Source organism: Pseudomonas sp. W15Feb34 (assembly GCF_023127765.1).
GTDB classification, from domain to species: domain Bacteria; phylum Pseudomonadota; class Gammaproteobacteria; order Pseudomonadales; family Pseudomonadaceae; genus Aquipseudomonas; species Aquipseudomonas synxantha_A.
In genome coordinates this window covers 65637-77614 of record NZ_SPKN01000009.1, presented here as the reverse complement: position 1 = coordinate 77614, position 11978 = coordinate 65637, and the positions used below count along the sequence as shown (strand labels likewise).

Sequence of the window (11978 nt, the reverse complement as noted above, 5' to 3'; positions counted from 1 at the left end):
TATCGCCTTTAGCGCTGGTCGCAAACGCTGGGGCGAATGTGGTTATTTTGGAGATACAACATGAACGATTTTACTCTGAATGCTGAAGTGCGTTCCGACCTGGGGAAAGGTGCGAGCCGCCGCCTGCGTCGTCTCGCAAGCCTGGTTCCAGCTGTAGTTTACGGTGGCGACAAAGCCCCTGAATCCATCAGCATGCTGGCCAAAGAAGTTGCTAAACTGCTCGAAAACGACGCTGCCTACAGCCACGTTATCGAACTGAACGTTGGCGGCAAAAAGCAGAACGTTATCATCAAGGCCCTGCAGCGCCACCCTTCCAAGGGCCACGTACTGCACGCTGACTTCGTACGCGTCGTAGCCGGTCAGAAACTGACCGCTATCGTGCCTGTGCACTTTGTTGGCGAAGAAGCTCCAGTCAAGAAAGGTGGCGTTGTTTCTCACACCACTACCGAGCTGGAAGTAAGCTGCCTGCCGAAAGACCTGCCTGAGTTCATCGAAGTCGACCTGTCGGCTGCTGAAATCGGCACCATCATCCACCTGTCCGACCTCAAGGCCCCTAAAGGCGTTGAGTTCGTTGCACTGGCTCACAACGACGACAAGGCTGTTGCCAACGTCCACGCGCCACGTGTTGTAGCAGAAGATGAAGCCGGCGAAACCGCTGCCGAGTAATACACTCTGCAACGAAGGAGCTTGAGGGAACATCGCGGACCGAAACGTAGCGAGAAAGCGGGCAACAACGCGAAGTTTATCTCTGGATAAGTGAGCTCCTGTCGTCCACTTTCGCCGCACACTGGTGTAGCGATGTTATCCACAACTCCAAAGGAAGGGCCCCTGTCGTGACTGCCATTAAACTGATCGTTGGCCTGGGAAATCCAGGCGCCGAATACGAACAGACCCGGCATAACGCGGGGGCCCTTTTTGTTGAGCGCATCGCCCACGCCCAAGGCATCAACCTTGTGGCCGATCGCAAATATTTCGGCCTGACCGGGCGCTTTTCGCACCAGGGTCAGGATATTCGTCTACTGATTCCCACCACCTACATGAACCGCAGCGGCCAGGCTGTCGCGGCGCTTGCGGGCTTCTTCCGGATCAAACCCGAAGAAATCCTGGTGGCCCATGACGAACTGGACCTGCCACCCGGCGTTGCCAAGCTCAAGCAAGGCGGCGGACACGGCGGGCACAATGGTCTGCGCGACATCATCGCGCAGCTGGGCAATCAGAATACCTTTTACCGTCTGCGGCTCGGCATTGGCCACCCAGGCGTTGCCAGTATGGTTTCAAATTTCGTCCTGGGTCGTGCGCCACGCGCCGAACAGGAAAAACTCGATGCCAGCATCGATTTTGCCCTCGGCGTGCTGCCGGATATCTTCGCCGGTGAATGGAACCGCGCGATGAAAAACCTGCACAGCCAGAAGGCCTGACTTTTACCCGAGGGGAAACACCATGGGATTCAATTGCGGCATCGTCGGCCTGCCCAACGTCGGCAAATCCACCCTGTTCAACGCCCTGACCAAGTCCGGTATTGCGGCGGAGAACTTCCCCTTCTGCACCATCGAACCCAACAGCGGCATCGTGCCGATGCCGGACCCACGCCTGGAGGCACTGGCAGCGATCGTCAACCCCAAGCGCATCCTGCCGACCACCATGGAATTCGTCGACATCGCGGGCCTGGTCGCTGGCGCATCCAAAGGCGAAGGCCTGGGCAACAAGTTCCTGGCCAACATCCGTGAAACCGATGCCATTGCCCATGTGGTCCGCTGCTTTGAAGACGAGAACGTGATCCACGTCTCCAACAGCGTCGACCCCAAGCGCGACATCGAAATCATTGACCTGGAACTGATCTTCGCCGACCTCGACAGCTGCGAAAAGCAACTGCAGAAAGTCGCGCGTAACGCCAAAGGCGGAGACAAGGACGCAGTGGTCCAGAAAGGCCTGCTGGAGCAGTTGATCGCTCACTTCACCGAAGGCAAGCCGGCACGCAGCCTGATGAAGAGCATGGGCACCGATGAGAAGGCTGTGATCAAGGGCTTCCACCTGCTGACCACCAAGCCTGTGATGTACATCGCCAACGTCGCCGAAGACGGCTTCGAGAACAACCCGCTGCTCGACGTGGTCAAGGCCATTGCCGAGGAAGAAGGCGCCATTGTTGTTCCGGTATGCAACAAGATCGAAGCTGAAATCGCCGAGCTCGATGACGGCGAAGAAAAAGATATGTTTCTTGAGGCCCTGGGCCTTGAAGAGCCTGGCCTGAACCGTGTGATCCGCGCCGGCTACGAGATGCTCAACCTGCAGACCTACTTCACCGCCGGTGTCGAAGAAGTTCGCGCCTGGACCGTCAAGGTTGGCGCTACCGCGCCACAAGCTGCCGGCGTGATCCACACCGACTTCGAAAAGGGCTTCATCCGCGCCGAAGTGATCGCCTACAACGACTTCATTCAGTACAAGGGTGAAGCCGGCACCAAGGAAGCCGGTAAATGGCGCCTGGAAGGCAAGGAATACGTCGTCAAGGATGGCGATGTAATGCACTTCCGTTTTAACGTGTAAGTACAACCCGCGGTATTGACTGCGGGACCAGAAAAAGCCGATGCATTGCATCGGCTTTTTTGTGGGCGAGCGCTTATGAAAAAAGACTTGTATTCCCAAAAAAAACAGACTCTCAGAATATTCCTACTTACCAATCGACCGATTAACCCCGCACTTATTCCTGCGACCAACAAGCCTTAACTTACCATCATTTTCCTACATCACTCCTCCGCTTAAACCTCTCTACACCGAGTGACAACTTTTATAATCTACGCTCTACTGAAATGGCGCTTGCACACCGTATTTGCAACAGTGAAGTAATAGCGAACAGGGAGTATCAATTCATGTCGACCTACGTCCAGAAGGATAATAAAACAGACGTTTCACTCATCGAAGGTCCGGAAATTGAAACCACGCTTAACAACACTGCCGCGCTCAACGTTGACATTCTGTTGCTGGGAGAAACCGGCACCGGAAAAGACACTCTTGCACAGCGGATTCATCGTTTATCGGGGCGACGCGGTAATTTTGTTGCCGTGAACTGTGCGGCAATCCCAGAAAGCCTCGCGGAAAGCCAGTTGTTCGGTGTCAACAGCGGGGCTTATACCGGGGCAATACAATCAAGGGCTGGATTCGTCGAAGCAGCCCACCTGGGTACCCTATACCTGGATGAGATCGACAGCATGCCCCTGAACCTGCAAGCCAAGCTCCTGCGCGTGCTGGAGTGCCGTGGGGTGGAACGCCTGGGCTCGACTCGGCTGATCTCCGTGGACATGCGCGTCATCGCATCAGCCCAGCAGTCGCTGCAAATCATGGTCGAACAAGGCGCCTTCAGGCGTGACCTCTACTTTCGTTTGAATGTGGTCAACATCGAGCTCCCCGCCCTGCGATATCGGCGCGAACGCATCATCCCGTTGTTTCTGGAAATGGTTCAGGAAGAAGCGGAGCAGTTCAAATGCAGTGCCCCATCGCCTCCTGACAGCCTGCTGCATCAACTGCTCTGTCACTCCTGGCTGGGTAATGTGCGCGAACTACGTTCGACGGCGAAACGGTTCGTCTTGGGCCTCCCGCCGCTCTCAACTCCCGCCTGCAGACAGCAACCACTTCAGACGGACCTGAAGACACGCCTCCAACAAATTGAAAAAGCATTGATTGAAGAATCCATGTACCGCCACCACCACTGTGTAGATACCGTAGCAATTGAACTGGGGGTCGCTAAGCGCACGCTGTATTACAGGATGAAACACTTGAATATATCACTGGCATAAGCTCAATCATTCCTCTCACAGCTAATAAGTAGGCCATAAAAACCCTGTATCGCCAAAGACCTGATCAAACAACCACTCAAGAAAACAATTAGTTACATCGCGACCTGGAAACATCTGGAACGCATTACTAATACGGGCCACACAGTTGTTGCCAGAAGCAAATCTCTGTAACACGTAGATGTTCCGTGATTTGACCGATGGAAAAATAAAGACCCCAAAAACCCATAGTAGGATTTCTATATGATTGTTGGCGCAGGAAGTGGTACAGGCTCTATACCGCAGACATCTTCAGGGAATATGGTTGGAGCTGGAGGCGCGAACGAGGGCTCAGCCGAAGCTATCTTCGAGAAAATGAAGGCTGATGCAATAAAAAATGGCTGGAAGAGTGCTGAAGTAAAAAATATTCAAGCATTGATCCGGTCGGGCTCAGGCCAATAATCGCGAGGTGATCGATTACCTTTCAGGCTTTGCAGCCCGAAAGGTAATCATCCAACCGGCCCGACAGAGCATTTTAGTGCTCTAGAGCCGCTGTCCACCCTGAATGAGTAGACACTCCATGCAAATAGTAAACGACCGCTTTTCACAGAAAAGCAGCAATACCGAACACGACCGTAAGCCACCGGAACAATCGGCAGGCGGTACGGACGTCAGTTTTTTCACGTCACTGTTCGAAGGCTCCCATCCCACAAGCACAATCTCTGCCAAGCCTGAAGGCTCACTCCTTTTGACAGAAGCATCAAAGCACCTGAGCAACTCAAGAGATGGCTTCGCAAAAATAATCCGCTCAACCAAAAAGGGGATTGATGTTGAGGCAATAGGAAATTACCCACGCGAGTTACATAACGCACAACTTACAACACAACTGATGGTGAAATGTCTTGCCAAGACAACGCAGTGCATTGACAAGATCAGCAACATGCAGTCTTGAGCATGAATAACTCTCTGCTTGTCGCTTTAGTTTTGAGTATGACTTTTATATTGAGCGGATGTGGTGACCGGGTAGAACTGCATCGCCAACTGTCCGAACAAGAAGCCAATGAGGTTGTAGCCGAATTGGCTGATAAACATATTCGCGCGCAAAAGGTACCGGCCAAAGACGGGGTCGTCGTAACGGTTAATACAAGCGACATCGGGCGCGCCGTACGTACCTTGGAAGCCGCCGGCCTTCCCCGGCTCGCCCGGACCACTATGGGGGATACCTTTCGCAAGGAAGGGGTAATTTCCACCCCTCTGGAAGAGCGTGCCCGCTACATTTATGCCTTATCTCAAGAGCTTGAAACCACGTTATCCAAGATCGACGGCGTGATCGTCGCACGTGTGCATGTGGTATTGCCTGAACGCATAGCGCCAGGAGAGCCGGTCCAACCCGCATCCGCTTCCGTATTCATCAAGCATGATCCACGCCTGGACCCCGACAACATTCGCGCCCGGGTCCGCAGAATGGTGGCGAGCAGTATCCCGGGGATGACCACCGCAGTGGATAACCCGCAAAAACTCACGGTGGTGTTTGTACCGGCCTCCACTTATCAGGAACAACAACGCCTGGTGTATTTCGGCCCCTTCCTGGTGCCCGGCGACGATCTCGGATTCTGGCGATCCAGCATCATGATCTTGCTGCTCGGTCTGGCTTCGGCCGTGGCAGCCATGATCTTCCTGCAAGCGCGGCGCAAGCGTCCTCATCTGGAGCCCGCGCTTACAGGAAACTCAACGGGGCCAACGCATGGCACCTAGACCCGATCATCTGATGCGTGAGCAACTGGCCTGGGCTCAATGGTGGGCTTTTCCCTGGAAACAGGCCCACGAAGACTGGAGAGGCGACAAGTATCGTGCGATTGAAAGGCTTTTTTATAGCGGTCGGTCAGCGCCAGAAGACCTTACGGGTTTTGTCGCCTGCTTGCCGGCTGCACCTCATGCCACTGTGCTTCGGTTGGCCCTGGCCTCCACGGACCAACTCAACCTGGCGCTGGCATTGGCCAACCACACGTTCAATCCTCAGGCAGCATCACCCTTGAGTGAAGATCATCATGAGTGGTGCATGCGCCTCTCCATGGCGCTGCACCCTTCCATGCTGCCCCCACATTCCGATCCGCTGCGACTACTTCATAGCTGGGTTGAGCCCGCTACCTGGCAGCGCCTTCGATTGCGTTTCCCCCGTACACGTGTGAGCGAGGCTGAAACAGCAGACGCCCCACTCGAAAATGCGAGCAGCCGATTGAACACCCTCTGGCAGGCCGTCGTCTGGCGCGTCGCAAGCATGGCGAGCGACAACATGCCCCTGTCTCGCAAGGATGAGGAAAGCAGCGATGTTATGCCGACATACTATTGAGTTACGCAAGGACGCATCCGGCACGCGAGCCAACCTTATCCCGCGCGAAGAGCTAGCCAATTGGGAACAGGCCAACCATCTCTTGAGCCACGCCAATGCCCAGGCCGACGAATTGATACGTATGACCGAAAAAAAATGCGAGGCCATGCTTGAACAAGCCTCACTGGAAATCTGGCAACGCGCCGACGCTCAACTCAAACAATGGGAACGTGACCGTCAATCGATGTGCGACAACCTTGAACACTACGCGACCGCCATCACCAACCAAGCCATTCGCTGTCTGCTCGACGAGACAACTGCCCCGCAACGGCTCGCAGCGCTGTTGAAACAATTGCTGGATAGCCAAGTTCAGGAAGTCAGTGCGACGTTGCTCTGTCATCCCCATGATCTTGAGGAGATAAGGCAGGGCCTTGCCCGTCACAAGAGCAGATTCTGGAAGTTAAACGCCGACGACACGGTTCATCCTCAAACACTCGTATTGAAAACAGATGAGGGGGACTTCCGTATCAGCTGGAATGCCATGCTCGACACTTTTTTCAATCAGGGCAAAGAGTACTCGATCGAGATCTAATCCTACGAGCACAGAGACTTTATTTATATTCTCCGCTCAGAACTAACTGTTTAAATTCACCCATCAACATAGCTATCAGAGGGAAATCATGGATTTTTTCAAAGAGCTGACTCATTCGATTGCCAGAAATAAAACTTCTACATACAAAGAGTTCAAGTCCGGTTTTGAAGAAAGCCTGGCGGCCGAAGACAGCGAGCGGTTTCACAATTTAGTAACGCGCAGAGAGGTCACCTTTGCGCTTTATAGTGAGCACGGTAAAACAGTCAATCAGATGCTCAAGACAACCATTGAAAGTTTTCAGTAAATGAAAGCGCTCGTGGGTGACTGGTTGAGCGGCAGGGAGGAAAAAATCGCCATATTTGAAGGTGACGACGAAGTCACCTTGCGACGTCAGGGTGACGCCGTTTTATTGGGTGTTCAACTGACCTCAGCGGTGACAGATAACTCAGCCTTGCAAGGCTGGCTGCGCCTGGGTGCTGCCAGCTTGAACCATTTTCAGGGTGCATTGGCTCAAAAAGCTGACACAGGTGCGCTATGGCTGATTCAAAGTCTGCGCACCGACCGTGGTGAAGCCCACGTACTGAATTGCCTCGAGACCCTGCTGAACCAACGTGACACATGGCGCGCCATCGTTGCGCGTCTTGCTCGTCCAGCCCAAAACCTCAAACCCACCCCGCTACGTTCACGCGCGTACTAATCAGAGAACTGTCTATGCCTAACAAGACCCATAAGGGCGGCCGCTTGTGCCTTGACTCGCCTGATGCTTCATTCAAAAGAGCCCATTGGCGGAATGTGTTCCTGTTTTCCTGGCTGCTGGTTTCAACTCAAAGCGCGGTGGCGGCGATCCCCGCCGAATGGAAGAACACCGCCTACGCTTATGAAGCCGAGCATAAGCCAGTCCGGGACGTGCTCGACGACTTCGCCCAAACCTTCGGTACGCAACTGCAAATCGAGGGCCTGCTGGAGGGCACCGTCAACGGCAAGATACGCGCCAATACCCCACAATCCTTGCTCGACCGGCTGGGAGTAGAACATCGCTTCCAATGGTATCTGTACAACAACACACTCTACATCAGCACCCTGGACCAGCAGGAGTCCGCGCGCCTGGAGGTTTCCTCTGAGACCATTGCCGACCTCAAGCAGGCGCTCACTGATATTGGCCTGCTCGATAGTCGCTTCGGCTGGGGTGAGTTGCCCGAGGATGGCGTCGTGCTCGTCTCCGGACCTCGGCGCTATATCGAACAAATCAAGCAGTTCAGCAGCCAACGCCGCACCGTGGATGAAAAACAGACGGTGCTGAGCTTCCCGCTGAAGTTCGCCAATGCCGCTGATCGTCAAGTGGATTACCGCGGCCAGAAGCTGACCATTGCCGGTGTTTCCAGCATTGTGCAAGGGCTGCTGGAGCCCCGTTCAGTTCCGATCTCCTCGGTGCTGAGCCAGCGCCCTTCCTCACAGCCCTCGCCTATTGCGCCGAATGTTCCCCGCTTGAGCAATCCCATGCTGGGGCAGATACTCGGTACAAACAGCAACACCATGCCATTGGATATTGGCGCCACACTCCCCCCGCGTGCACCGATACCCAGCAGCCGGATTCGCGTCGAAGCCGACATTCGCAATAACGCAGTCCTGATCTATGACCTGCCAGAGCGCCAGGCCATGTACCGCGAGTTGATCGCTCAACTCGATGTGGCGCGCAAACTGGTGGAGATCGACACGATCATTCTGGATATCGAGCGTACGCAGTTGGATGAGTTCGGCGTGAACTGGGGGTTTCAGAACAGCCGGTTCCGTGCAGGTTCGTCATCCCAACAGTTGTCGCTTGAGAATCGCGAACGGTTCTATGCCGACATACGCGCCCTGGAAGCCAAGGGGCTGGCGACGATGGTTTCCAACCCGTCCGTGCTCACCCTGGAAAACCAGCCGGCGGTGATCGACTTCAACCGCACTCAATACCTGACACCTGGTCGGCAGAACGCAACCATCTTGCCGGTCACCGTGGGGACCAGCGTTCAGGTCATACCCCGCGTCATCACCAGCCGCGGAAGCCATCAGATTCACTTGGTCGTGGATATCGAGGACGGCACGTTCGACGAATCCAACCCCAACCGTAACCTCAGGGACCTGGATGTTCGCCGCGGTAACGTCAGCACCCAGGCCGTCATGGCGGAAAAGCGCTCTATGGTTGTAGGCGGCTTCCACGTCACGGAAAGCACCGACAGGCAAAGCAAGGTGCCACTGCTGGGTGATATCCCGCTGCTGGGCAAGGCGCTGTTCTCTTCCAGCGAAAGGCAGAACAATCGGCGTGAACGCCTGTTTATCATCACGCCGCGCGTCATCGGCGACCAGGCCGATCCGTCTCGCTATTTACCCCAGGCAGATCAGGCCCAATTGCAGGCGGCGCTGGCACCGCTGGCCAGGCGTAACGCCCCTCACCAGCCGGTGATCAAGCGTAGCGACGTGATCAGTACCCTGGCGCACCTGGTGACTGGGCAAGTGCCCAAGGCCTTCAAGTTGGCGCCAATGCCCGTGGGGTTGAACACGCTGTGCAGCACCCGCGACCTGCTCGCACTGAGTACCGAGCGCAGCCAATGGTATGCAGGCCCTGAGTACAACGTTGCAGTCGTAGTACTACGCAACCAGTTCAACCGCAATGTGCGCATCGATGAAAAAGAATGCAGCAACTCGCAAACGCTTGCCGTCACCGTGTGGCCACACGCCTGGTTGAAACCGGGAGAGGAAGCCGAGGTATTTATTGCCATGCGTCCGGTGGTGAAGGATGAACACCTCAGCGTACCGCGCCCCACCTTGATTACGCCATCTCAAAAGGTTCGCCCATGAAACATCAATTGTTGTGCGTCACTCTGATCGGTGCGGCGCTGCTTGTCAGCGCTTGCACCCCCACGTGCAAAGGCGACTCCTGCTCACGCCCCCAATCGACCGCACAAAAGATGGTGATCTGGTGGCCATCTCACATGCGCGTCGAGCCCGGCCCTTCCGGGGAGCGAGCGGATTACCAGACGATATCGCTGGAACGATGAGCATCAAGGAAATACCCGACGAACCACGCCAGGTATTTCTGGAGAACCTGGTGAGCGGCGCTGCCACTCACCAGGTTCTCACTCGGGGCATCGAGGTGCGCGCGCTCAACGCGGGTAATCACCCTGGACTGGCCTTGCACATCATTCGCGAAGCGTTGCAAGCCGGGCAACTACAACGCGTATTGCAGCGCCGCTTTGAGCAGGCACAGGTGTTTGATGGCTGTTTTATCTATCTCGATACCCAGGGCGCCTTGGTGATCTGGCACGCATTGCCCACCTCCCACTGCAATCCGGGCAGGATCCTCAGCAGGATGCTCTCGCTGGCCAATCTCAGCGCTCTGGACCCAGGCTCCAGTCGCTGATCAGCGCTGATCAAGCTCAGGCAATTCCAGCGTTTCGCGCTTGGCTTCGTCATCCAGCTCGCGCAAGGTGCGGTAGATCAACGCTACGGCCTGCAAGGTCTCGCGAGGAATGCTTGCACCCAGCTGCTTGGTATAGATCGTGCGGGCCAGCCACACACATTGAATCACCGGGACCTCGGCGACCTTTGCGCGCGCGATCAGTTTTCGCGCTTCGTCGTCCGTGCCCTTGCTGATCAGCAGGGGCAAAGGCGTCTCGCCTGGGCGGTAGTACAGCGCGACTGCAAAGTGCGTCGGGTTGACCACCAACATGTCGGCTTCTTCCAGCTTGGGCAGCTTGACCTTCGGCTCCTCTTGCGCCAATTCCTGCGCCAACTGGCGGCGCTGGCCTTTCACATGCGGGTCGCCCTCCATGTCCTTGTACTCTTTGACGACCTCAACCTGTGTCATGCGCATACGCTTGGCGAAGAAGTGCTTTTGCAAAGTCAGATCGATCAGCGCCAACACCAGCAACAGCCCCAGGCAGGCATGCAGCAGGTGACGGAACAACGCGATCAGCGCCAGCAGATAACTCTGCAGGTCGCTGTTGGCAAGGTTAATCAACGCCCCCAACGCGGGCCAGACCACCACGTACACAATCAGGCCCAGTAGGAACGCCTTGGCGATGCTCATCAGCAGATTCATTAACGACTGGGCAGAGAACATCTGCTTGATCTGGCTGATAGGGTTGAGGCGATTGAAATCCATCTTCAGCGTGGCCGGCGCGAACAGCAGGCCGAACTGCATCCAACTGGCAATCAGCTTCGCGGCAATCGCAAGCCCGGCCATCAACAGAGAGAACGAGAAAAACATCACCAGGCCCTCCACCAGCACTTCTTCCAGCACCCGCGCAAACGGCTGACCCAAGCGTGATATCGGCAACACCAGCAGTTGCTGAAAGCGCTGCAAGCTGGTTTCGGCAGTGAACAAAGCGACCTCACTGATAGCCGTCAGCGCCAGCAGCTTGCTCACATCCTGGCTCTGCGCAACCTGACCTTTCTTACGTTGGTCACGCAGCTTCTTGGCGGACGCCGGGTGCTTTTTTTCCCCCGAATCACTCACGGCGCCGAGACCTTGAACAAAAGCCCCAGGTAGTGCTTAAGGTCACCCAGCTGGCTCATACGCCCGACAATAAGATCCTGTAACAGTGCGAAGTACAGCAACAAAATACCGATTCCCGCCAGGCACTTGACCGGCGGAGCCAAGGTACTCACTTGCAATTGCTGGCTGTAGACCCCCAGTAACGCGATACCGAACTCCAACAGCAACAGCACGGCAATAAAGGGCGCGGCATAAAGCATCATGTGCATGAATGTGTCACTGAGCAGCCCAACAAATACGCTCATGCCATTAGCTGCTGGAAGCGGAAACCACACGGTGGGTGGCCAGATCAGGTAACTGTCCCAGATCACCTGGGTGAGCGCGCCCAACCCCAGCATGGCCATCAGCAAGTAAATCGCCAGTTGCTTGAACATGTGCCCGATCGGCGTCGCGTCCGGCCCCAGTGACGGGTTAAGTTGGCCACCGGCCAAGGCTCCACGCTGGTTGTCCAGCAGCGCTCCCACCGACTCGAACATCCAGAACGGCATCGCCAACAACACCCCCAGCAGCAACCCCAACGCTACCTCCTTGAGCATCAGCGCACCGAGCATCAATGCTGAATAGTCCTGCCCTGCCAAAGCAGCATGAATACCTGGAGCGGGCAACAACGCCATGACCATCACGATGGTGTGCCGGGGCAGGCCGCGCACATGTTGAAAACAAAACGCCGCTACCAGGATGCCACAGGGGTAGATACGCGCCATGCCGATCAACAGGCTGGGGAGATACTCAAGATAAAGCAGCACAGGCAACGCC

The 11978-nt window shown here is 55.8% G+C and carries 16 protein-coding genes; 14 read left to right on the top strand and 2 right to left on the bottom strand.

Features of this window, described 5'->3' with window-relative positions; genetic code table 11:
* Positions 1 to 60 precede the first annotated feature (60 nt).
* The 14 genes from E4O97_RS04330 to E4O97_RS04265 all read left to right on the top strand — a co-directional run bounded on the left by E4O97_RS04330 (position 61) and on the right by E4O97_RS04265 (position 10085).
* Positions 61 to 666: a 50S ribosomal protein L25/general stress protein Ctc gene (locus tag E4O97_RS04330; protein WP_005784612.1), complete on the top strand. Its 606-nt coding sequence runs from the start codon at positions 61 to 63 to the stop codon at positions 664 to 666.
* Positions 667 to 833: 167 nt separating this feature from the next.
* Positions 834 to 1418 carry an aminoacyl-tRNA hydrolase gene (gene pth, locus E4O97_RS04325; protein WP_005784610.1) on the top strand — a complete coding sequence of 195 codons (585 nt, stop codon included), beginning with the start codon at positions 834 to 836 and terminating at the stop codon, positions 1416 to 1418.
* Positions 1419 to 1440: 22 nt separating this feature from the next.
* Entirely contained in the window at positions 1441 to 2541 is a 1101-nt protein-coding gene (gene ychF, locus E4O97_RS04320) for a redox-regulated ATPase YchF (protein ID WP_005784608.1), read from the top strand.
* A 323-nt stretch (positions 2542 to 2864) separates the two neighbouring features.
* Complete coding sequence (locus E4O97_RS04315; RefSeq protein ID WP_078820235.1) at positions 2865 to 3788, top strand: sigma 54-interacting transcriptional regulator; 924 nt, start codon at positions 2865 to 2867, stop codon at positions 3786 to 3788.
* A 240-nt stretch (positions 3789 to 4028) separates the two neighbouring features.
* Positions 4029 to 4226 (top strand): type III secretion protein, encoded by a 198-nt coding sequence (locus tag E4O97_RS04310; RefSeq protein ID WP_143508404.1) that lies wholly within the window; start codon positions 4029 to 4031, stop codon positions 4224 to 4226.
* Between the two features lie 118 nt (positions 4227 to 4344).
* Positions 4345 to 4716: a type III secretion protein gene (locus E4O97_RS04305; protein ID WP_078820234.1), complete on the top strand. Its 372-nt coding sequence runs from the start codon at positions 4345 to 4347 to the stop codon at positions 4714 to 4716.
* 2 nt (positions 4717 to 4718) lie between these two features.
* Positions 4719 to 5519, top strand: coding sequence for a type III secretion inner membrane ring lipoprotein SctJ (sctJ, locus tag E4O97_RS04300; RefSeq protein WP_032878009.1), 801 nt, complete (start codon positions 4719 to 4721; stop codon positions 5517 to 5519).
* Positions 5520 to 5532: 13 nt separating this feature from the next.
* Positions 5533 to 6114 carry a type III secretion protein gene (locus tag E4O97_RS04295; protein WP_248160892.1) on the top strand — a complete coding sequence of 194 codons (582 nt, stop codon included), beginning with the start codon at positions 5533 to 5535 and terminating at the stop codon, positions 6112 to 6114.
* Positions 6092 to 6685 carry a type III secretion system stator protein SctL gene (gene sctL / locus E4O97_RS04290; RefSeq protein WP_032878011.1) on the top strand — a complete coding sequence of 198 codons (594 nt, stop codon included), beginning with the start codon at positions 6092 to 6094 and terminating at the stop codon, positions 6683 to 6685. Before E4O97_RS04295 ends, sctL begins: the two co-directional genes overlap by 23 nt.
* A gap of 88 nt (positions 6686 to 6773) precedes the next feature.
* Entirely contained in the window at positions 6774 to 6989 is a 216-nt protein-coding gene (locus E4O97_RS04285) for a hypothetical protein (protein ID WP_032878012.1), read from the top strand.
* Positions 6990 to 7382, top strand: a complete 393-nt coding sequence (locus E4O97_RS04280) for a type III secretion protein (RefSeq protein ID WP_078820233.1) — start codon at positions 6990 to 6992, stop codon at positions 7380 to 7382.
* Between the two features lie 14 nt (positions 7383 to 7396).
* Positions 7397 to 9523 (top strand): type III secretion system outer membrane ring subunit SctC, encoded by a 2127-nt coding sequence (gene sctC, locus E4O97_RS04275; RefSeq protein ID WP_248160891.1) that lies wholly within the window; start codon positions 7397 to 7399, stop codon positions 9521 to 9523.
* Positions 9520 to 9723: an HrpT family type III secretion system protein gene (gene hrpT / locus E4O97_RS04270; protein WP_078820232.1), complete on the top strand. Its 204-nt coding sequence runs from the start codon at positions 9520 to 9522 to the stop codon at positions 9721 to 9723. The genes sctC and hrpT overlap by 4 nt, the downstream gene beginning before the upstream one ends.
* Entirely contained in the window at positions 9720 to 10085 is a 366-nt protein-coding gene (locus tag E4O97_RS04265; protein WP_078820231.1) for a transcriptional regulator, read from the top strand. Before hrpT ends, E4O97_RS04265 begins: the two co-directional genes overlap by 4 nt.
* Here E4O97_RS04265 and sctU read toward each other — a convergent pair whose 3' ends face one another.
* Positions 10086 to 11183 (bottom strand): type III secretion system export apparatus subunit SctU, encoded by a 1098-nt coding sequence (gene sctU, locus E4O97_RS04260; RefSeq protein ID WP_248160890.1) that lies wholly within the window; start codon positions 11181 to 11183, stop codon positions 10086 to 10088.
* A complete protein-coding gene (sctT, locus tag E4O97_RS04255) occupies positions 11180 to 11968 on the bottom strand; it encodes a type III secretion system export apparatus subunit SctT (RefSeq protein ID WP_148853429.1) in 789 nt (262 codons plus the stop codon). The genes sctU and sctT overlap by 4 nt, the downstream gene beginning before the upstream one ends.
* Positions 11969 to 11978 lie beyond the last annotated feature (10 nt).